Genomic DNA, 21,263 nt, shown 5'->3' on the forward strand with positions numbered 1-21,263 from the left:
CGCTCGTGGACATGTCCTGGCCCGACCTTCTCAGCATCGTGGTCTCGGGCGAGGACCTGAGCCGCGAGCAGGCCGCCTGGGCCATGGATCGCGTGATGGACGGCGACGTGTCCCCGGTCCGGCTCGCGAGCCTCCTGGTCGCGCTGCGGACGAAGGGCGAGAGCACGCAGGAGCTCGTGGGCCTCGCGGAGTCGATGGTCGGGCACGCGGTACCGCTCGACGTCGACGCGTCGCGCGCCGTCGACATCGTCGGCACGGGCGGTGACCGCGCGTTCACGGTGAACATCTCGACGATGGCGTCGATCGTGATCGCCGGCACGGGGCTGCGGGTCGTCAAGCACGGCAACCGTGCGTCGAGCTCGGCCTCGGGCTCGGCGGACGTCTTGGAGGCGCTCGGTGTGCGGCTCGACCATGCTCCCGAGCGGGTCGCGGAGATCTTCACCGAGGCGGGCATCACGTTCTGCTTCGCGCCGACCTTCCACCCAGCGATGCGGCACGCGGCGATCGCGCGGCGCGAGATGGGGATCGGCACGGCGTTCAACTTCCTGGGACCGCTGACGAACCCTGCGAGCCCCCACGCGACCGCGGTCGGCTGCGCCGACCTGCGGATGGCGCCGCTCATGGCGGGCGTCTTCGCGGCGCGCGGCACGTCGGCGCTCGTGTTCCGTGGCGACGACGGTCTCGACGAGCTCGCAGCGACGGGGACCGCGCGGGTGTGGGAGGTGCGCGCCGGCGACGTCGTCGAGAGCGAGCTCGACCCGGCATCCGACCTGGGCCTCGCGCGGATCACGGTCGAGGATCTGCGTGGCGGCGACGCCGTGCACAACGCTGGCGTGGCACGCGCCGTGCTCGCGGGCGAGGCTGGCCCGGTCCGCGAGACGGTCCTGCTGAACGCGGCAGCTGCGGTCGTCGCTGATGGGAGCCTGCCCGGGACCAGCGAGGGCTCGCTCGCGACGCGGCTGGCGGCGGCGTACGCCCACGCTGAGGCTGCTCTCGACTCCGGGGCGGCGAACGAGGTCCTCGACCGCTGGTCGAGCGCGAGCGCCCGCTGAAGCGAGACGCGCCGCGGGGCGTGAACGCGCCTCCTCGCGGCGGAGGCCGCACGCGCTGAGGTGCGCTCCCCGCGACGATGGCTTGGCGAGAGGCGTCCTCGGGGCGGTCAGTCGCCGAGCCCGAGGTCGAACGCGTGGTCGAGGTCGTCGGCCGAGTAGGTGCGGAACGCAAGGTTGGTCAGCGTGCGGGTGATCCCGGGGATCTTGTTGACGCCGTCGGCGATGACCTCCGCGAGCTCGTCGTGGTTGCGCACGCGCACGATCGCGATGAGGTCGGTGTCACCGGTGACCGAGTAGACCTCGCTGACGCCGTCGATCGCCGTGACGGCCGCCGCGACCTCAGGGATCTGTGCGGGGATGGCGTCGATCATGACGAACGCGGTGATCATCAGGGTGTCCTCTCGTGGGTTACGGCCAGTGCCGAGCCGGCTGTCTCGAGGACCATCCTGCCAGGCTGAGCGCCCCCGGGGACGGGGGCGAGGTCACGGCGGGTCCGGTCGTCGTCGCCGATCGTGGCTGTCGTGGCGCGCCCACGGCGAGCCTGGTCGCTCACCGTCGCGTACGACTGCGCGCCGTGGACGGCGCACGACGCCGGACGCGTCGTCCGGACGAGCCGGACGTCCGGGTCGGCGAGCCAGTCGAGGAGGATGAGCGACTCCTCGGGGTGGGCGGCTGTCGCGGGCGCGACGGGCGGATCGACGTGCTCGGCCGTCGCGGTCACGGCGTCGATCGTCAGGTACGGGTCGGTACCGCCCGGTGCGACGGCTGTTCCGGCGAGCCGCCCGTACCGGACGACGACGATCTCCCAGGCGCCCGCTCCCTGCGTGCGCTCGGTACGACGTGCGGCGACGAGCTCGGCGCACAGCGCGAGCTCCTGGAAGCGTTCGCGGCGTGCGGCGCCCTCCAGGAACGCGGCGAGGCGGTCGCGCTCGGTCGCCGCCTGCTCGTAGCGCTCTTCCTGCGCGAGGCGGGCGATGCGAGCGAGCATCGGCTCGACGACGGAAGCCGGCGATGTCGTGAAAGCCGTCACGACGGCCCTGGCCACGTCGTCGTGCTGCTCGCGAGCGTGGTCGCCCGCGGGGCCGTGCAGGGCGACGCACGGTCCGCTGCAGCGGCCGAGATCGAGGAGCTGGCAGGCGCTCGTGGTCATGGACGCGACCCGGGGGAGGCGGCGCGTGCACTGCCGGAGGTCGAGAGCGCCGTGCACGGCCTCGACGGCGAGCTGTGCGGTGCGGCGGGAGAGGAACGGGCCGATGTGTACAGCGCCGGGCCGCGAGGCGCTGGGCTGCTCCGTGGGTGCGGGCTCGGGGACGGTCCGGTTGACCACGCTCAGGCGGGGGTGGTCCTCGTCGGTGAGACGCACCCACGGCATGCGCTCGGGGAACTTCGAGCGTCGGTTGTACCTGGGGGAGTGCTCGGTGATGAGGCGGAGCTCGCGGACCCGTGCCTCGAGCCGGGTCGCGCACGGCACGGCGCTGACGCGCTCGGCGATGCGGAGCATCTCGGTCATGCGGCGGCGCTTCTCGGACGCCGTGAAGTAGCTCTGGACGCGCTTGCGCACATCGACAGACGTGCCGACGTAGAGCACCTCGTCGCCGGGCCCGTGGAACATGTAGACGCCTGGGCCTGAGGGGAGCCCGGCGGCGAGCCCCTTCTTGCGCCGGACCTCCGGCGGGACCGGGTCGGTCGCGGTCGTGAGGTCCTCGAGGTGCGTGATGCCCCACGGTGCGAGGCGGCCGAGGAGCGCGTGCAGCACGTCGACGGTCGCTCGGGCGTCGGCGAGCGCGCGGTGCTCGGGCGTCGTCGTCGCGTGGAAGAGGGCGGCGAGGGTCGACAGCTTGTGGTTGGGCGCCTCGTCGCGCGTGACGACGCGGCGCGCGAGCGTGACCGTGTCGACGACGCGGTTGCCGGGCCACGCGAGGTCCATCGCGGATGCTGCCGCCTTGAGGTGCCCGATGTCGAAGCTCGCGTTGTGAGCCACGAGCACGGCCCCGTGGATGAACTCCCAGAAGGTCGGCAGGACCTCGCGGACGCGTGGGGCGTCGACGACCATCGCCGTCGTGATCCCGGTGAGAACGGCGATGCGCGGGGGCACAGGAACGCCTGGGTTGACGAGAGTCTGGAACTCGCCGAGCACCTCGCCGCCACGGACCTTGACGGCGCCGATCTCCGTGATCTCCTCGGCGCCCGGCTTGCCGCCGGTCGTCTCGAGGTCGAGGACGACGAACGTCACCTCATGCAGCGGCGTCCCGAGCTCGTCGAGGCCGAGCTGCACGGGCGTCCCGCCCGGCACCACCTCGGGTCGGCGCAGCTGCGTCCCCGGGTGGTTGAGGGGCCGGGCGCCCAGGTCCTGTCGCACGAGCGCGACGCTATCGGCACCCCCTGACACCGAGCGTCGTCACGCCCCTGGCGCGGCGGCGGCCGCCCGCTCGACGCACGAGCGGGCGGCCGTCGACATGGTCAGGCGTTCGCCTGGACCTCGCTGTAGAGCGCCTCGACCTCGTGCGCGAAGTCCTCGAGCACGAGGCTGCGCTTCACCTTGAGCGACGGCGTGAGGTAGCCGTTGTCGATCGTGAAGTCGTTCTCGAGCACGCGGTACTTGCGGATCGACTCGGCGCGCGACACGGCCTTGTTGGCGCGGGCGATCGCCTTGTCGAGCGACTTCTGGACGTCCGCGTCGGCGAGCGCTTCCTGGAGCGACATCGCAGGCTTGCCCTGCGCGGAGAGCCAGCCGGGCAGTGCCTCGGTGTCGATCGTCAGGAGCGCGCCGATGAACGGCCGGGCGTCCCCGACGACGACGCACTGGCTCACGAGCGCGTGCGCGCGCACGCGGTCCTCGAGCACCGCGGGGGCGACGTTCTTGCCGCCGGCCGTGACGATGAGCTCCTTCTTGCGGCCGGTGATGCGCAGGTAGCCGTCCTCGTCGAGCGAGCCCAGGTCGCCCGAGCGGAACCATCCGTCGACGAACGCCTCGGCGGTGGCCTCCGGGTTGTTGTGATAGCCGCGGAAGACCTGCGGGCCCTGGATGAGGACCTCGCCGTCGGCGTCGATGCGGAAGGCCGCCCCGGGCAGGGGTGGACCGACCGTGCCGATCTTCGGCTTGTCGGGGACGTTGACGCACGCGGGCGCCGTCGTCTCGGTGAGGCCGTAGCCCTCGAGGACCTTGAGCCCGACGCCGCGGTAGAAGTGACCGAGGCGCTCACCGAGCGCGGCGCCGCCGGAGATGGCCCACTCGGCCTGGCCGCCGAGCGCGGCGCGGATCTTCTTGAGCACGAGGGCGTCGGCGACGGCGTGCTGCACCTTGAGGCCGAACCCGGGGCCGCTCGGGGAGTCGAGGCCGCGCGAGTAGGCGATCGCGGTCGCGGCGGCCCAGTGGAAGATCTTGCCCTTGCCGCCGGCGATGGCCTTCTGCTCGGAGCTGTTGTAGACCTTCTCGAACACGCGCGGGACGGACAAGATGAACGTCGGCTTGAAGACGGCGAGGTCCGGCAGCAGCGTCGCGGTGTCGGGGGTGTGGCCGAGCACGGTGTTGGCCGGGACGGTGAGCACGCCGATGAACCGCGCGAACACGTGCGCGAGCGGCATGAACAGGAGCGTCCGGGAACCGGGCACGCCGACGATCGCCTGGAGGCGCGCGACGGTGTTGAGCGACAGCTCGACGAAGTTGCCGTGCGTGAGCTCGGCGCCCTTGGGGCGGCCGGTCGTGCCGGACGTGTAGATGATCGTCGCGAGGTCGTCGAGGGTGGCGAGCGAGCGGCGTCGTGCGATCTCCTCGTCGGGGACGTCCGCGCCCTCGCGGACGAGCGTGTCGATCGCTCCGTCGTCGATGACGAGGGTGCGGCCGAGCGACGGGGCCTTCTTCGCGACCGAGGCGACCGCCTCGGCGTGGTGTGAGGTCTCGACGACGGCGAGGCGCACGTCTGCGTCGGAGAGGATCCACTGGACCTGCTTGGGGGACGAGGTCTCGTACATCGGCACCGTGACGGCGCCGGCGGCCCAGATCGCCCAGTCGAGGAGCGTCCACTCGTAGCGGGTGCGGGACATGATGCCGACGGACTGTCCTGGCTCGATGCCCGCTGCGACGAGACCCTTGGCCACGGCGACGACGTGCGCCTCGAACTCGTTCGCGGTGATCTGACGCCACGGGGCGCCGTCGCCCTGCTTGACCTCGATGATCGCGTGCTGTCCGCGCTCGGCGACGCGGGTCGCGAGCATGCTGTTGATGTTGGTCGACCGATCCACCTCGACGAGGAACGGCGTACGTGCTTCGCTCATGCTGACTCCAGTGGCAGGTGGGCGTGTGTAGGTGAGACTAGCGGTATCAGGTGCTTTGTGGGGGCATCGCGCCAATATCAGTCTTGATCGTCGCAGAGTTGAGACCTAGGTCCTACCCCCAGGAGTATGGGCGCGCCGCGATGCCGAGCGAGGCGGGTCGCGCAAGGGTCGGACGGGTAGGTCTCACGGGCCCTCGCGTGTGGCAGGCTTTGGGCGGCAACCCCGTCACGGGGCACAGCTCTCCGGAAAGCATGAGGACAGACATATGCACGCGCTCGGTGTCGACATCGGTGGGACGAAGATCGCGGCGGGCGTCGTCGACGAGGACGGGACCCTGCTCGCGCAGGTGCGCAAGCCGACCGACCCGCGCGACGCCGCGAACATCGACCGTTCGATCGCTGAGGCCTACCAGGAGCTCTCGGCGTCGTACGAGATCAGCGCGATCGGCCTCGCTGCCGCCGGCTTCTGCAGCCCGAAGCGCGACTCGGTCCTGTTCGGGACGAACATCGCCGCGTGGCGCGACTACCCTCTCGCCGCCCGCGTCGCGGAGCTGACGAACCCGGACATCCCCGTCGTCGTCGAGAACGACGCGAACGCTGCCGGCTGGGCCGAGTACCGTTTCGGTGCCGGTCGAGGCACGACTGACTTCCTCGTGCTCACGGTCGGCACCGGCCTCGGCGGCGCCGCCGTCGTCGGCGGCGAGCTCGTGCGCGGCCGCTACGGCATGGGCACCGAGGTGGGGCACATGCGCGTCGTCCCCGACGGTCGCTTCTGCGGCTGCGGCCAGGCGGGCTGCTGGGAGCAGTACTCCTCGGGCTCCGCGCTCGTCGCCGACGCGCGCGCCGCGCTCGTCGCGCAGGCGGACCGTGCAGAGCGGCTCCTCGAGCTCGCGGGCGGCGTCCCGCAGAACCTCACGGGCCCGATGGTGACGACGGCCGCGCACGAGGGCGACGCCCTCGCGATCGAGATCTTCGCGAACCTCGGCCAGTGGCTCGGCGCGGGCGCCGCGTCGCTCTCGGCGTTCATGGACCCCGAGGTCATCGCGATCGGCGGTGGCGTGTGCGACGCCGGCGCTGTCCTCCTCGACCCGACCGTCGCGTCGTTCGAGAAGCACCTCTCGGCGCGCACCCACCGTCCGGCGCTCGCTCGCATCGAGCTCGCGCGACTCGGCAACGAGGCGGGCATGGTCGGCGCGGCCGACCTCGCGCGCCACTGAGGGTCCCCTGACGACGCGAGAGGCGCCGACGACGGAAGTCGTCGGCGCCTCTCGCGCCGTCAGACCTGGTCGTCGGGGACGTGGTCCGGGTCGCGCCGGTGCGGCATGCGCCAGAGCAGGATCGTCACACCGAGGAGCAGGACGCCGCCCGTCACCTGGAGCCACAGCGTCGGGGTGGGCTTGGGACCGAAGACGGTCGCGAGGAGCGAGAGCATCGCGAGCGTCACCGCGATCCACCCGAGCGTGAGGAACGGGTCGCCACCGAGGAGAGGCGGCGGCTCGGGAGGCTCGTAGTGGCTCTGGTCGTCCTCGAGGTCGACGACGTCGTCGGTCGCAGGGTGATCCCGCGGTCCTAAGGGGCGGACGCCGGGAGCCGTGGGGAACCTCGGTTCCGCCGTCGGGGCAGCCTGGCTCGCGGGCTCGGCCCAGATCGGGTCAGACCTCAGCTGGGCGACGATGCTCGCGAACCGCGCGTCGGTGTCGTCCGTGTCGTCACTGGTCGTAGGCTCGTCGGGCGGCTCAGGAGCGTCGGCGGGCTCGACGTCCTGTCCGTCCGGTTCGTCCGCGTGGGAGTCGCGCGGCAGTTCCTCGCCATCGGGGTGGGGCGCTGCATTCGGTTCCGACATGCTGTTCACTCTAGAGTCGGTGATGCACCTCGCGAACGCAGGGCGCACGAGGAGGCAGGTTGTTCTACTGGTTGATGAAGCGTGTCTTCGCGGGCCCGTGGCTGAAGCTCTTCTTCAGGCCCTGGACGCGAGGCGTCGAGAACGTGCCCGCCGAGGGCGGCGCGATCCTCGCGAGCAACCACCTCGCGGTGATCGACTCGTTCGTGCTGCCTCTCGTGCTCGACCGAGAGATCGTCTTCATCGGCAAGTCCGAGTACTTCACGGGCACCGGGATCAAGGGGCGTCTCCAGGCCGGGTTCTTCCGCGGCGTCGGGACCATCCCGGTCGACCGCTCGGGCGGCAAGGCGAGCGAGGCCGCGCTCAACACGGGCTTGAAGCGGCTCCGTGAGGGCGGGCTCTTCGGGATCTACCCCGAAGGCACGCGCAGCCCCGACGGACGTCTGTATCGCGGGAAGACGGGCGTAGCCCGCCTCGCGCTCGAGTCCGGCGTCCCGGTCGTCCCGGTCGCCATGATCAACACCGAGGTCGCGCAGCCCCTCGGCAAGGTCCTGCCCCGTCCGGTGCGCATCGGCATCGTGTTCGGTGAGCCGCTCGACTTCTCGCGGTACCAGGGCATGCAGGAGGACCGCTTCATCCTCCGTTCGGTGACCGACGAGATCATGTACTCGCTGATGCGCCTGTCGGGCCAGGAGTACGTCGACGTCTACGCCGCGACGCAGAAGGCCCGTCTCGCTGCGGGACAAAAGACCGACGCCGGAGCGCCGACCTCAGGGCAGGCTCCTGGTGGGCGCCCGATCCCGGACGTCCAGGTTCCGGTACCTCCGTCGGAGGAACCGGGCACGTCAGTAGACTGATGGACGTGTGCGCGACGACGTCGCGGCGCACGCGCAGATCCACCGCCCGCCCCGGCGCCGCTGAGAGCGCGGGCACGATGAGAGGTTGATGTGATGGCGGTACGCCGCGTTGCCCTGCTGACCGCGGGCGGGTTCGCCCCCTGCCTGTCCTCCGCCGTGGGCGGCCTGATCGAGCGATACACCGAGGTCGCCCCCGACGTCGAGATCATCGCCTACCAGCACGGCTACCACGGCTTGCTGACGGGGACGAAGATCGTCGTCGACGCCGAGGGTCGCGCCAAGGCGGGCATCCTGCACAAGTTCGGTGGCTCGCCGATCGGCAACAGCCGCGTGAAGCTCACCAACGCGGCCGACTGCGTCAAGCGCGGCCTCGTCCAGGAGGGCCAGGACCCGCTCAAGGTCGCTGCCGAGCAGCTCAAGGCCGACGGCGTCGACGTCCTGCACACGATCGGTGGCGACGACACCAACACGACCGCCGCCGACCTGGCTGCCTACCTCCACGAGAACGGCTACGAGCTGACGGTCGTGGGCCTGCCCAAGACGATCGACAACGACGTCGTGCCGATCCGTCAGTCCCTCGGTGCGTGGACCGCTGCCGAGGAGGCTGCGGGCTTCGCGGCCAACGTCATCGGCGAGCACCGCTCGGGCCCGCGCATGCTGATCGTGCACGAGGTCATGGGTCGTCACTGCGGCTGGCTGACCGCCGCCGCGGCTGCGGAGTACCGCAAGTGGCTCGACCAGCAGGAGTGGGTGCCGAGCCTGGGCCTGTCGCGCGAGCGCTGGGACGTCCACGCGGTCTTCGTGCCGGAGCTCGCGCTCGACATCGAGGCCGAGGCGAAGCGCCTGCGCACCGTCATGGACGAGGTCGGCAACGTGAACATCTTCCTGTCCGAGGGTGCCGGCATGCACGAGATCGTCGCGCAGCTCGAGGCTTCGGGCGCCGAGGTCCAGCGTGACCCGTTCGGTCACGTCAAGCTCGACACGATCAACCCGGGCCAGTGGTTCGCGAAGCAGTTCGCGGAGCTCCTCGGCGCCGAGAAGACCATGGTCCAGAAGTCGGGCTACTACTCGCGTGCCGCGGCTGCGAACCCCGAGGACCTGCGCCTGATCAAGTCCATGACGGACTTCGCGGTCGAGGCTGCCCTGCGCGGCGAGTCCGGCGTGGTCGGTCACGACGAGGAGAACGGCGACCGCCTGCGCGCGATCGAGTTCCCGCGTATCGCCGGTGGCAAGGCGTTCGACGTCTCGCAGGCCTGGTTCCAGGACCTTCTCGCCGGTATCGGCCAGAGCGCGGTGCCTGCGAAGTCATGACGCTCGTGGCGCACGATGCTGCGGTCGACGGGCTCGACCGCTTCCGCACGCTCGTCGCCAAGCAGCAGCCGACCTGGCCCGACGCGGAAGCGTTGGGCCAGGCGGTTGCTCGCCTCTCGGCGGCGGCGCCCCTCGTGGTGCCCGCCGAGGCGGACCTGCTGACGACGCGTCTCGCGGCCGCTGGCCGTGGTGAGGCGTTCCTCCTGCAGGGCGGGGACTGCGCCGAGACGTTCGCCGACGCGCACGCCGACCGCATCCGCAACAAGATCCGCACGATCCTCCAGATGGCGGTCGTGCTCACCCACGGTGCGAGCACGCCCGTCGTGAAGATGGGCCGCATGGCTGGCCAGTACGCGAAGCCGCGCAGCTCCGACGAGGAGACGCGGGACGGCGTGACGCTGCCCGCATACCGCGGCGACATGGTCAACGGCCATGACTTCACCCTCGAGGCGCGCCGCCCGGATCCGCAGAAGCTCGTCGAGGGCTACGAGATCTCCGCCGCGACGCTGAACGTCCTGCGGGCGTTCACGACCGGAGGCTCCGCGGACCTTCGCCGCGTGCACGAGTGGAACCGCGGCTTCATGCGCAACCCGTCGTACGCGCGCTACGAGCGCACGGCCGACGAGATCGATCGTGCGATCCGCTTCATGGACGCGTGCGGCGCCGACTTCGACGCGTTGCGCACGGTCGAGATGTTCGTGAGCCACGAGGCGCTCCTGCTCGACTACGAGCGTGCGCTCACGCGGGTCGACGCGCGCAGCGGCAAGGCGTACGACACGTCGGGGCACTTCCTGTGGATAGGGGAGCGGACGCGTGACATCGACGGGGCTCACGTCGAGTTCCTCTCGCACGTCTCGAACCCGATAGGCGTGAAGCTCGGCCCGACGACGTCGGCTGACGACGCGATCGCGCTCATCGAGAAGCTCAACCCGGCCGGGAGGCCAGGTCGCCTGACGTTCATCACACGCATGGGTGCGGGCCGCATCCGCGAGGCGCTGCCGCCGCTCGTGGCAGCGGTACGCGACCACGGCTCGACCGTGACGTGGGTGACCGACCCGATGCACGGCAACACGATCACCTCGGACAGCGGCTACAAGACCCGCCGGTTCGACGACGTGCTCGACGAGGTACGCGGCTTCTTCGAGGTCCACCGCGCCGCCGGTACGGTGCCCGGCGGCCTGCACGTCGAGCTCACCGGTGACGACGTGACCGAGGTGCTCGGCGGCAGCGAGGAGATCGACGACGCGGGCCTCGCGCTGCGTTACGAGACGCTCGTCGACCCGCGGCTCAACCACCAGCAGAGCCTCGAGATGGCGTTCCAGGTCGCGGAGATGCTCCGCGCCTGAGCCAACGCACGACGAAGGGGCGCCGAGAACCTCGGCGCCCCTTCGTCATGTTCCGACCAGACCTGGGCCCGACCGTCGCTGTGGCTCACTCAGGAGAGCGTCAGGCGGCTCAGAAGATCGTCAGCGAGACGGTCGTGCCCTTGGGCACCTTGACGCCGGGGTCGACGCTCTGGAAGCGCACCTTGCCGAGGAACCCGCCCCAGGCGAACTGGTCCTCGGGCACGAGGTCGTACTTCTCGAGCTCGGCGTGCGCGGCGTCGGTGTCCATGCCGCGGACGTCGGGCACCTCGACGAGGGGGCGGCCCTTCGACACGGTGATCGTGATCGTGTCCGTGCGCTTCGCCTGGGCTGACGGCTCGATCGACTGTGCGACGACGCGGCCCTCGGCGACGGTCTCCGAGAAGTCCTTCTTGACCTTGACCTTGAGGCCGAGGTTCTTGAGCACGGTCGTCGCGTCCTCACGGGTCGAGTTGACGACCTGAGGGACGGTGACGGGGGCCGGGCCGTCGGAGACGGTGAGCACGACGGGCGTGTAGTGCGGGATCGCCTCCCCGCCCTGGTGCGAGACCTTCATGACCTGTCCGGCGGGGATCTTGTCGTCGTAGACGCGGTCGTCGGGGCCGACCGTGAGCCCCGTCGCCTCGATCGCCGCGGCGGCCTCGTCCCGGGACATGCCCACGAGCTTGTCAGGCAGGACGAACGTCTCGACGCCGAGGGACACGACGAGCTCGACGGCACCGCCGCGCTTGATCTCCTCGCCCTCGGCAGGCTTCGTCTCAACGACGGCACCCTTGGCGATCGCGTCGTCGTACCGCTCGGTGACGGTGTGGTCGAGATCGAGGCCCGTGAGCATGTCGATGGCGGCCTGCTGCTCCTGACCGGCGAGGCCGGTCGGGACGTTCGTGTAGGCGCCAGGTCCGTAGCCCGTCCACCAGACGGTCACACCGCCAGCGACCGCGGCGAGCAGCACGAACGTGAGGAGCGCGACGAGGATGCGGTGCCGGCGACGCTGGCGTGCCTTCGCGGGGGCAGCGGCCTCGTCCTCGGCGTTGCTGGGGACGCCGATGGGTAGCGCGATCGTCGTGCCTGACGCCGCACCCGCGCCTCCGATCGCGAGAGCCTGCGTCACTGCGTCGTGCGGGCTCGTCGCGACGGCGGGCTGCTCGCCCGGGGTGGGCGGCGGGGGCACGGGCGGGAGCGCCGTCTCGTCCGAGCTGTCGGACGGCGCCGCGGGGGTCTCGGCCGCGTCGTCGTCCTCGTCGTCAGGTTCCGCGGGCGACGGGACGGCCGGGGGCGTCGTCGGCGGTGCGACCTCGGCGCGTCGGTCGAGGTCGCTCGCGTCGAGGCTCGCACGCGTGCGGCGCACGAGCTCGAGGGCGGCCGTCGCGTCGGTCGGGCGGTCCTCAGGAGCGCGTGCCGCGAGCGCGCACACGAGCTCGTCGATCTCCTGGGGGAGCCAGCTGACGAGCGACGACGGTGCGGTGATGTCGGTGTTGACGTGCTTGTACGCGACCTGGATCGGCGTCTCGCCGGTGTGTGGCTGGCTGCCCGTGAGCATCTCGAAGAGGAGGATGCCGACGGCGTAGACGTCGGTGCGGGCGTCGCACGTACCGGTGAGGATGATCTCGGGGGCGAGGTAGGCCACCGTGCCGAACACGGTGCCCGTCGCGGTCGACGTGACCTCGGTGACGGCGCGGGCGAGGCCGAAGTCCGCGACCTTGACTCGCCCGTCCTCGGCGATGAGCACGTTCTCGGGCTTGATGTCGCGGTGCACGAGGTTGCTGCGGTGCGCGGTCGCGAGCGCGTCGAGCACCGACTCGACGATCGAGAACGCGTGCCGCACCTCGAGCGCCCCCTCGGTCACGAGCGTGTGGCGCAGGTTGGTCCCGTCGATGAACTCCATCGTCAGGTAGCTCGTCTCGCCGTCGAGCCCCTGGTCGAAGACGGCGACGAGGCCGGGATGAGTGAGCCGAGCCGCGGCGCGGGCCTCACGGCGGAAGCGCGAGATGAAGTCGGCGCCGTCCGCGCCGTCGGCGAGGTGCGGGTGCATGACCTTGAGCGCGACGTCACGGTCGAGCCTGCGGTCGGTGGCGAGGTAGACCGTCGCCATCCCGCCGCGGGCGATCCTGGACACGACGCGGTAGCGCCCGTCGACAAGCTTGCCGACGAGCGGATCGGTCAGAGTGGCTCCCACGCCTGCGAGTCTAGGGCTCTGGGTGTGATGAAGCCGTGAAGCGACGCGGCACGTCGGTCGAGGCCTCGTGCGTCTACGGTTGGGGCATGAACGGAACTGACCCGGTGGGCGAGTGGCTCACGATCCCTGATGTCGCCGAGCTTCTCGACACGGACCTCAGCAAGGTGCGCGGCCTGCTGCACGAGCGCAAGATCGTCGGCGTGAAGCGGGGGGAGCGGTCGATCTTCCAGGTGCCCGCGAAGTTCTTCGTGCCGGCGCACATGGCGAACCCGGCGGACGTCGGCCCGGCGCCCGAGAACGCTGAGGACGTCAAGCACGTCGTCCTCGCGTCGCTGCCCGGAACGTTCGTCGTGCTGACGGACCTGGGCTTCTCGGACGAGGGGATCATCGACTGGCTGTTCACGGTCGAGGACTCGATCGGCGCTGCTCCGATCGACGCGTTGCGTCAGGGGCGCAAGTCCGAGGTGCGACGGGTCGCCCAGGCCCTCCTGTGATGGGCAGGCGTCGCGCCGGTCAGGCGCGACGCTCGACCGCCGCGTAGCCCAGCGCACGCAGCATCGATGCCGGTTCGGCGTCGAGCTCGAGCGCGTCGAGCGCCGCGAAGGCCTGGTCGCTCAGCTCTGCGACGAGGTGCTCGACGTAGGACAGTGCGCCCGTCCGCTCGAAGATCTCGCGCAGCGAGGCGACGTCCGCGTCGCTGAGGGCGTCGGCGCCGAGGGCGCCGCGCAGCTCGGTCTCCTCGGCAGGGGTCGCACCCGCGAGAGCGCGGGCCAGCATGACGGTGCGCTTGCCCTCGCGCAGGTCGTCGCCGGCGGGCTTCCCTGTGACGGCCGGGTCGCCGAAGACGCCGAGCACGTCGTCGCGGAGCTGGAACGCCTCGCCGAGGGGAAGACCGAAGCGGCGCACCGCGTCGAGCCGGGCGTCGTCCGCACCGGCGGCCGCGGCGCCGAGGGTGAGCGGGTGCTCGACGGAGTAGCGGGCCGACTTGGATCGGATGACGGCGCGGGCGCGGCGCTCGGCCTCGGCGGCGTCCTCGGTCCAGGGGCTCACCTGGTTGAGGACGTCGAGGTACTGGCCGATCGTGACCTCGGTGCGCATCTCGGAGTAGATCGCGCGGACGCCCGGGTAGACGTCGTCGGGCAGGTGCGTCAGGGCGTCGACGAGCTGGTCGTCGCTCGCGACGAGCGCGAGGTCGCCGAGGAGGACCGCCGCGGAGAGACCGAACTGGTTCGAGTCGCCGGGCCAGCCCTGCGCGCGGTGGACCCGCGCGAAGTGGACGTGCGCGGTGGGGTGGCCGCGGCGGGTGTCGGACTTGTCCATGACGTCGTCGTGGAAGAGAGCGGCGGCCTGGAACAGCTCGAGGCTCGCGCCGATGCGCAGCACGCCTTCGCGCTCAGACGAGTCGAGCGTGCCGCCGTGGCCGCGCCACGCCCAGTAGGCGAACGCGGCGCGCAGGCGCTTGCCCCCGGAGAGCATGCGCCCCATCGCGTCGTAGAGGGGGAGCGTCTCCGGCCCGTGCTGCGCCTCGTGGTCGAACCGGGCCGAGGTCAGGTAGTCGGCGACGATCTCGTCGACCCGGGGGCGTACGTCTTCGCGGTCCACGAGGGCGAGGGTGCTCATGCGCCCACACTAGCCGCGGAGCGTGTTGCGGCAGGCGTCCGACGTGGCCAGTTGCCTGCCCACAGCGGAGGCGGTGGGGGATCCAGGTCCACGGTCGGCCTGGGAGCCGCGCGCTGCGACGGCGGGGCGAGGTCACCTGAGGTCATGACCACCCCGAAGACGATCCGTGCGACCGAGCCCCGTGAGCTCCTCGCCCTCATCCCGTTCCAGCTCGGCTTCCACCCGACCGACTCGGTCGTGCTCGTGAGCCTGCGCCCGCCGCGCAGGCGCGTCGGCATGATGGCCCGCGCCGACGTCGGCGACCTCGCGACCGACGGCATGGGGGAGCAGCTCTCCCGCAACCTTGCCGCGCACCTCGCGTCGGACGGCGCCGTGGGTGTCGTGCTCGTCCTGTACGTCGACGACCTCGAGGTCGGCCTCGAGGGCACGGCGGCGACGGCGGTCGGGCGGCTGGCTGACGCTGTCACGGAGGCTGCGCCTGTCGAAGGTCTGTGGGCCGTGACCCCCTCGGGCTACCACCATCTCTCCCCGGGCCTCGACGTGGTCGAGTCGTTCCCGATCGACGATCTCGCGGGTTCGCAGGTGGGTTCGGAGATGGTCTACCTCGGCTCTGCGGTCGCGGAGAACCGGGCCGCGCTCGGGCGGCTGCCCGTCGCCCCGGCGTCCTCCCGGCGCACGGCGGAACGCGCGGCCCGTGAGTGGCGCGCGCGCCGCGAGGAGGCGGGCTGGGAGGAAGAGTCCGTCCGGCTGTGGCGTCGCGAGCAGCGCCGCGACGGCGGACCTGCGGCCGCGCCGGGGCGCCCGACGGCGTGGGGCCGCCTCGCGGCCGCGCTCGAGGACGTGACGGTCCGGGACGCCGCCCTGATCTCGCTCGTCCCGGAGGCTGACGGTTTCCCCGACGTGTCGTACGGGACGGCGCTCGACGACGAGCGCGTCGCGTGGGCCATCTCGGCGATCGTCGACCCGACGGTGGGGGTCCCGCCGACACCTGAGGTGTGCGAGCCGTCGCGCGCGCTTCTCAAGCACGTCGCGTCGCACTCTCGTGACGGCTCGCCCGGCGCGCTCACGCTCCTCGGAGTCATCGCCTGGTGGGAAGGAGGCGGCGCGGAGGCGCGCATCTGGATCGACCGTGCGCTCGAGGTCGAGCCCGGATACCGGCTCGCGCTGCTGATCTCCCAGGCGCTCGATGCCGGGATGCCGCCGGGGTGGGTCCGAGCGAGCAGGCCGATCTGACGGGCGACGGTGGGCGGCCTGGACGGCGGAGGGCCGGGGGCGCGGGAATATCGGGGCTGCGGGGGGAGTTGACGTGACCGTCAAAGCGCCCCGTACCGGGGCCGCGGGCCCCGTCGGGGCTCGTGATCCAGGTGCCTCGGGCTATAATGGTAGGTAGCGACGCCCGCACGATTCACAGCGGGATACCGCGCCTGCCCCGCTCCTGTGCTCCATGCCGAAAGGTCTTCTGTGGCGTCCACACCTTCGAATCCCGCACTTCCGCGCGAGTTCGAGCACCCTGCTCTGCAGGACATTGTCCGCCGTGGCTCCGGTGCTGGCAGCATCGACGCCGAGAGTTTCCGCGAGGCCTGCGAGGCCGCTGGCGTCGCGGACGCGAAGCGGCTCAAGGCGATCTACCGCGCGCTCGCGATGATCGGCATCGAGGTGGCCATGCCGGTCGCCCCGGCCAAGGTCGCCGCTGCGGCGTCGCCGCGCGCGACGTCGACGACCGCTCGCGCGACCAAGACGACCGCCGCCAAGACCACGGCGGCCAAGACGACTCGCGCCAAGAAGGCGACCGTCGCTGCAGAGCCTGAGGTCGAGCCCGAGATCGAGGACCTCGACGACGTGCTCGAGGCCGACGTCGAGGAGGCGCCCGCCGCCAAGGCGCCGCGCGCGGCTGCCAAGAAGACGACGACGCGCTCGCGCGCCAAGAAGGCCGACCCTGTCGACGAGGCTGTCGCAGCCCCCGACGAGGAGCCCGAGGCTGAGGAGCCCGCCGCCAAGGAGGAGACCCCCGAGGACGGCGCGACCGGCTTCGTCTACTCCGACGCGGACGACGACGACGCGCCTGCCCAGCAGGTCGTGACCGCCGGCGCTACCGCCGACCCGGTCAAGGACTACCTCAAGCAGATCGGTAAGGTCGCGCTCCTCAACGCGGAGCAGGAGGTCGACCTGGCCAAGCGCATCGAGGCCGGCCTGTTCGCCGAGGAGAAGCTCGCCGAGGGTGGCGAGATCGAGCCCAAGCACCGCCGCGAGCTCGAGTGGATCGCGGGCGACGGCCGTCGTGCGAAGAACCACCTCCTCGAGGCCAACCTGCGCCTCGTCGTCTCGCTCGCCAAGCGCTACACGGGTCGCGGCATGCTCTTCCTGGACCTGATCCAGGAAGGCAACCTCGGCCTGATCCGCGCTGTCGAGAAGTTCGACTACACCAAGGGCTACAAGTTCTCGACATACGCGACGTGGTGGATCCGCCAGGCGATCACGCGCGCGATGGCCGACCAGGCCCGCACCATCCGTATCCCGGTGCACATGGTCGAGGTCATCAACAAGCTTGCGCGCGTCCAGCGCCAGATGCTCCAGGACCTGGGCCGCGAGCCCACGCCGGAGGAGCTGGCGAAGGAGCTCGACATGACCCCCGAGAAGGTCGTCGAGGTCCAGAAGTACGGTCGCGAGCCCATCTCGCTGCACACCCCGCTCGGCGAGGACGGCGACTCCGAGTTCGGTGACCTCATCGAGGACTCCGAGGCGGTCGTCCCCGCGGACGCGGTCAGCTTCACGCTCCTGCAGGAGCAGCTGCACCAGGTGCTCGACACGCTCTCCGAGCGTGAGGCCGGCGTCGTGTCCATGCGCTTCGGCCTGTCCGACGGGCAGCCCAAGACGCTCGACGAGATCGGCAAGGTCTACGGGGTCACCCGTGAGCGCATCCGTCAGATCGAGTCCAAGACGATGTCGAAGCTGCGTCACCCGAGCCGCTCTCAGGTGCTGCGCGACTACCTCGACTGAGCCCCCGCTCGACCAGCGTCCCGACGGCGCCCGCCACCACGGCGGGCGCCGTCGGCGTCTCCGGAGGTAGGTCAGCGTCGCCACGACAGGCACGTGACGCGTGGCCGCCGCGGGCCCTCACGACGAGACGCCGCGGCGTCGTCCCGGGGATGACAGAAGGACCCCCGCACCATCGGTGCGGGGGTCCTTCTCGTCTGGGGCCGCGCGCGGACCATCGCCCTCGCGCTGTGCCGGGTCAGTGCTGGGCTGCGCCCGCGCCTGCACCGTGCTCTTCGAGGAGACGGTCCGTCTCGTCCTGGATCTCCACGGCGATCTCGGTGTACGCGGCAGCGTGCTCGCGCGAGTGGTGCGCGCAGAAGAGGAGCTCGCCGACGGGCAGGGTGACCCGCACGTAGGCCTGAGCGCCGCACCGGTCACAACGGTCAGCCACGGTGAGAGGGGTGGTCGTCGTCATGTTCATGTGTCCAGTCAACCAGAGCGCAGCGCGACCGCCCGGCGGAAAGGGCCGATATTCGCCACCGGCGTACATGGCGGCGCTCACGTCTCGGCGTCTGGACGGCGCGGGTACGCGGAGCACGGCGCACCACCGCCTACAGTAGGGAACCGTGTCGACAGCCACGATCGAGTCATACAGCGCCCGCCACCTCTCCGTCCTCGAGGGGCTCGAGGCGGTGCGCAAGCGTCCCGGCATGTACATCGGCTCCACGGACTCGCGCGGCCTCATGCACTGCCTCTGGGAGATCATCGACAACTCGGTCGACGAGGCCCTCGGAGGCCACTGCTCGAGCATCGAGGTGACGCTGCACGCCGACTCGTCGGTCACGGTCGCCGACGATGGCCGCGGCATCCCCGTGGACATCGAGCCCAAGACGGGGCTGAGCGGTGTCGAGGTCGTCTTCACCAAGCTGCACGCGGGCGGCAAGTTCGGGGGCGGCTCGTACGCGGCGTCGGGCGGTCTGCACGGCGTCGGCGCGTCCGTCGTCAATGCGCTGTCGTCGCGGCTCGACGTCGAGGTGGACCGCGGCGGCAAGACGCACCGCATGACGTTCCACCGCGGGGAGCCGGGCGTCTTCGACGACCCTCGCACGGGCCCGACGCCGGACGCGCAGTTCACGCCGTTCGTCGCGAAGTCCGAGCTCACGGTCTCCGGCAAGGTCCCGCGCGGCCGCACCGGCACCCGCGTGCGCTACTGGGCGGACCGGCAGGTCTTCCCGAAGACTGCCGTCTTCTCCTACGAGGACCTGGTCGCGCGCATCCGCCAGACGACGTTCCTCGTCCCCGGGCTCTCGGTCACGCTGCGCGACGAGCGCGGGCTGCCCGGCACGCCCGGAGCCGACGGCCCGCACACGGAGACGTTCCTGCACACGGGCGGCACCGTCGACTTCGTCGACTTCCTGGCGCCTGACGCGCCTGTCACGCAGACGTGGCGCCTGACGGGTTCGGGGACGTTCACGGAGACGGTCCCGGTCCTCGACGACAAGGGGCACATGAACCCGCAGGACGTCGAGCGCGAGTGCGAGGTCGACGTCGCGCTGCGCTGGGGCGGCGGGTACGACACGAACGTCAAGACGTTCGTCAACATCATCGCGACGCCCAAGGGCGGCTCTCACCTCGCCGGGTTCGAGGCGGGCCTGCTCAAGCTGGTGCGCAAGCAGGTCGAGGCGAACGCGCGCCGTCTGAAGGTGTCGACGAAGGACGCGGCCGAGCGCATCGAGAAGGACGACATCCTCGCGGGGCTCACCGCGGTCGTCACGGTGCGGCTCGCCGAGCCGCAGTTCGAGGGCCAGACGAAGGAGGTGCTCGGCACGGCGCCGGTGCGCCAGATCGTCGCGAAGGTCATCGAGAAGGAGCTCGGCGCGATCCTCACGTCGTCCAAGCGGGACGACAAGGCGCAGGCTTCGCTCCTGCTCGACAAGGTCGTCGCGGAGATGCGCGCGCGCATCTCGGCGCGCAAGCAGAAGGAGATCTCGCGCCGCAAGAACGCGCTCGAGACGTCCTCGCTGCCGGCGAAGCTCGCGGACTGCCGCAGCGACGACGTCGAGCGGTCCGAGCTGTTCATCGTCGAGGGTGACAGCGCGCTCGGCACGGCCAAGCTCGCGCGGTCCTCGGACTTCCAGGCGCTCCTGCCGATCCGCGGGAAGATCCTCAACGTCCAGAAGGCGTCGATCACCGACATGCTGCGCAACGCGGAGTGCGCGGCGATCATCCAGGTCATCGGCGCGGGCTCGGGGCGGTCGTTCGAGCTGGAGAGCGCCCGCTACGGCAAGATCGTCATGATGACGGACGCCGACGTGGACGGCGCGCACATCCGCACCCTGCTGCTGACGCTGTTCTACCGGTACATGCGACCGCTCGTGGAGGCCGGCCGCGTGTTCGCGGCGGTGCCGCCGCTGCACCGCATCGAGGTGATCGGCGCGGGAGCCAAGAAGAACGAGTACATCTACACGTACTCGGAGGCCGAGCTGCGGGCGACGCTCAAGAAGCTCGACAAGGCCGGCAAGCGCTACAAGGACGACATCCAGCGCTACAAGGGCCTCGGTGAGATGGACGCGAACCAGCTCGCGGAGACGACCATGGACCCGCGCCACCGGACGTTGCGTCGCGTGACGCTCGAGCACGCGCAGGCCGCCGAGACGGTCTTCGAGCTGCTCATGGGGTCCGACGTCGCGCCGCGCAAGGAGTTCATCGTCGCGGGCGCGCAGGGGCTCGACCGGACGCGCATCGACGCCTGAAATCTCTCGACGTGCGGGCCCTTCCCAGGGCACGGTGGGCTTCATGGACCTGCACCCGTCGCTGCGCTGGCGCGCGCTCACGCCCCAGGACGCCACGACCCTGCTCGCGCTCGAGAACGCGATCGAGGAAGCGGCTGACCTGCCGTACCGGATGTCGCTCGCCGAGTTGGAGGACGAGCTCGGTGCGCCGTGGCGCAACCTGGCTGAGGAGACGGTCGTCGGGCTCGACGACGACGGCGTCGCCCGCGCGTGGATCGAGCTGCTCGCACCGCCCGACGACGAGTCGGAGCGTCGCGTGCTCGTCTTCGGCGGGGTGCACCCGCAGTGGCGGGGACGCGGCATCGGGCGGGCTCTCGTGCCGTGGGCGCTCGAGCGTGCGCACGCGCTCGTCGCCGCGCACCCGGCCGGCGACCGGGTGCCCTGGCGCATCGGCGTCTTCCTCAGCGTCGACGACGCGGCCGCACGGCGCCTGTACGAGCGTGCCGGGCTCGCGCCGCTGCGGCACTACGCGCTGCTGCGCCGCGACCTGTCCGTCGCGCTGCCGGACGTCGCGGCGGCAGACGGCGTCGTCGTTGAGCCGTGGACGGCGGACGTCGAGGAGGAGGTGCGGCTCGCGCACAACGCCGCGTTCGCCGACCACTGGGGGTCGCAGCCGCAGGGCGCGGAGCGGTGGCTCGAGCAGCGGTGGGCGTTCGTGCGGGAGTGGAGCCTCGTCGCACGCGACACGCAGGCGCCCGGGGCGCCGGTCGTGGGCTACTTGAAGTCGGAGAAGCTCCCGGACGACTGGCCCGCACAGGGCTTCACGAGCGCGTACGTCGACATCCTCGGGGTGGTGCGCGAGGCGCGCGGCCGAGGCGTCGCGAGCCTTCTTCTCGCCCGGGCGATGGCGCTGTATGCGGCGGAGGGGATCGAGTACGCGACCCTCTCGGTGGACACGGCGAACCCGACGGGCGCGTTCCAGCTCTACGAACGTCTGGGCTTCGAGGCGTACCACCGCCGCGTGCACCTCGCGCTGACGTCGGACGGCGCGTGAGGGCCGG

General features: G+C 71.2%; 17 protein-coding genes. 10 read left to right on the forward strand and 7 right to left on the reverse strand.

Annotated elements, in window-relative coordinates; genetic code table 11:
- Nucleotides 1–11: 11 nt before the first annotated feature.
- Nucleotides 12–1,052, forward strand: coding sequence for an anthranilate phosphoribosyltransferase (gene trpD / locus HF995_RS07820; RefSeq protein ID WP_168447253.1), 1,041 nt, complete (start codon nucleotides 12–14; stop codon nucleotides 1,050–1,052).
- Nucleotides 1,053–1,159: 107 nt separating this feature from the next.
- On the opposite strand, the gene HF995_RS07825 is transcribed toward trpD, so the two are convergent.
- From HF995_RS07825 to HF995_RS07835, 3 genes are all read right to left on the reverse strand, one after another.
- A complete protein-coding gene (locus HF995_RS07825; RefSeq protein ID WP_168447254.1) occupies nucleotides 1,160–1,441 on the reverse strand; it encodes an Lrp/AsnC family transcriptional regulator in 282 nt (93 codons plus the stop codon).
- On the reverse strand, nucleotides 1,441–3,411 hold the full coding sequence (locus HF995_RS07830; protein ID WP_434060844.1) for a DEDD exonuclease domain-containing protein: 1,971 nt from the start codon (nucleotides 3,409–3,411) through the stop codon (nucleotides 1,441–1,443). Before HF995_RS07830 ends, HF995_RS07825 begins: the two co-directional genes overlap by 1 nt.
- Nucleotides 3,412–3,512: 101 nt before the next feature.
- Entirely contained in the window at nucleotides 3,513–5,327 is a 1,815-nt protein-coding gene (locus HF995_RS07835) for an AMP-dependent synthetase/ligase (RefSeq protein ID WP_168447255.1), read from the reverse strand.
- A 265-nt stretch (nucleotides 5,328–5,592) separates the two neighbouring features.
- Here HF995_RS07835 and HF995_RS07840 point away from each other — a divergent pair, with 265 nt between their 5' ends.
- Entirely contained in the window at nucleotides 5,593–6,543 is a 951-nt protein-coding gene (locus HF995_RS07840) for an ROK family glucokinase (protein WP_168447256.1), read from the forward strand.
- Between the two features lie 59 nt (nucleotides 6,544–6,602).
- Here HF995_RS07840 and HF995_RS07845 read toward each other — a convergent pair whose 3' ends face one another.
- The gene (locus HF995_RS07845) at nucleotides 6,603–7,169 is read right to left on the reverse strand and encodes a hypothetical protein (protein ID WP_168447030.1); all 567 of its coding nucleotides are present in this window, start codon (nucleotides 7,167–7,169) and stop codon (nucleotides 6,603–6,605) included.
- A 59-nt stretch (nucleotides 7,170–7,228) separates the two neighbouring features.
- Here HF995_RS07845 and HF995_RS07850 point away from each other — a divergent pair, with 59 nt between their 5' ends.
- From HF995_RS07850 to HF995_RS07860, 3 genes are all read left to right on the forward strand, one after another.
- Complete coding sequence (locus tag HF995_RS07850) at nucleotides 7,229–8,023, forward strand: lysophospholipid acyltransferase family protein (RefSeq protein WP_434060845.1); 795 nt, start codon at nucleotides 7,229–7,231, stop codon at nucleotides 8,021–8,023.
- Nucleotides 8,024–8,116: 93 nt separating this feature from the next.
- The gene (locus tag HF995_RS07855; RefSeq protein WP_168447257.1) at nucleotides 8,117–9,334 is read left to right on the forward strand and encodes a pyrophosphate--fructose-6-phosphate 1-phosphotransferase; all 1,218 of its coding nucleotides are present in this window, start codon (nucleotides 8,117–8,119) and stop codon (nucleotides 9,332–9,334) included.
- Nucleotides 9,331–10,680: a class II 3-deoxy-7-phosphoheptulonate synthase gene (locus HF995_RS07860; RefSeq protein ID WP_168447258.1), complete on the forward strand. Its 1,350-nt coding sequence runs from the start codon at nucleotides 9,331–9,333 to the stop codon at nucleotides 10,678–10,680. Before HF995_RS07855 ends, HF995_RS07860 begins: the two co-directional genes overlap by 4 nt.
- Nucleotides 10,681–10,789: 109 nt before the next feature.
- Here the strand turns inward: HF995_RS07860 and pknB are convergent, their stop codons facing one another.
- On the reverse strand, nucleotides 10,790–12,874 hold the full coding sequence (gene pknB / locus HF995_RS07865; RefSeq protein ID WP_350308783.1) for a Stk1 family PASTA domain-containing Ser/Thr kinase: 2,085 nt from the start codon (nucleotides 12,872–12,874) through the stop codon (nucleotides 10,790–10,792).
- A gap of 86 nt (nucleotides 12,875–12,960) precedes the next feature.
- Between pknB and HF995_RS07870 the strand changes: the two genes are divergently transcribed.
- Nucleotides 12,961–13,368: an Rv2175c family DNA-binding protein gene (locus HF995_RS07870; protein ID WP_168447259.1), complete on the forward strand. Its 408-nt coding sequence runs from the start codon at nucleotides 12,961–12,963 to the stop codon at nucleotides 13,366–13,368.
- Between the two features lie 19 nt (nucleotides 13,369–13,387).
- Here HF995_RS07870 and HF995_RS07875 read toward each other — a convergent pair whose 3' ends face one another.
- Nucleotides 13,388–14,494 (reverse strand): polyprenyl synthetase family protein, encoded by a 1,107-nt coding sequence (locus HF995_RS07875; protein ID WP_168447260.1) that lies wholly within the window; start codon nucleotides 14,492–14,494, stop codon nucleotides 13,388–13,390.
- 144 nt (nucleotides 14,495–14,638) lie between these two features.
- Between HF995_RS07875 and HF995_RS07880 the strand changes: the two genes are divergently transcribed.
- On the forward strand, nucleotides 14,639–15,727 hold the full coding sequence (locus HF995_RS07880; RefSeq protein ID WP_168447261.1) for a DUF4192 domain-containing protein: 1,089 nt from the start codon (nucleotides 14,639–14,641) through the stop codon (nucleotides 15,725–15,727).
- Nucleotides 15,728–15,955: 228 nt separating this feature from the next.
- Nucleotides 15,956–17,491 carry an RNA polymerase sigma factor gene (locus HF995_RS07885; RefSeq protein WP_168447262.1) on the forward strand — a complete coding sequence of 512 codons (1,536 nt, stop codon included), beginning with the start codon at nucleotides 15,956–15,958 and terminating at the stop codon, nucleotides 17,489–17,491.
- 235 nt (nucleotides 17,492–17,726) lie between these two features.
- Here the strand turns inward: HF995_RS07885 and HF995_RS07890 are convergent, their stop codons facing one another.
- On the reverse strand, nucleotides 17,727–17,951 hold the full coding sequence (locus tag HF995_RS07890) for a DUF7455 domain-containing protein (protein ID WP_286189404.1): 225 nt from the start codon (nucleotides 17,949–17,951) through the stop codon (nucleotides 17,727–17,729).
- Nucleotides 17,952–18,096: 145 nt separating this feature from the next.
- Here HF995_RS07890 and HF995_RS07895 point away from each other — a divergent pair, with 145 nt between their 5' ends.
- Complete coding sequence (locus tag HF995_RS07895) at nucleotides 18,097–20,223, forward strand: DNA gyrase/topoisomerase IV subunit B (RefSeq protein ID WP_168447263.1); 2,127 nt, start codon at nucleotides 18,097–18,099, stop codon at nucleotides 20,221–20,223.
- A 43-nt stretch (nucleotides 20,224–20,266) separates the two neighbouring features.
- Nucleotides 20,267–21,256, forward strand: coding sequence for a GNAT family N-acetyltransferase (locus HF995_RS07900; RefSeq protein ID WP_168447264.1), 990 nt, complete (start codon nucleotides 20,267–20,269; stop codon nucleotides 21,254–21,256).
- The last annotated feature ends 7 nt before the right edge of the window (nucleotides 21,257–21,263 follow it).

Source organism: Sanguibacter hominis ATCC BAA-789 (genome assembly GCF_012396185.1).
Lineage (GTDB): Bacteria > Actinomycetota > Actinomycetes > Actinomycetales > Cellulomonadaceae > Flavimobilis > Flavimobilis hominis.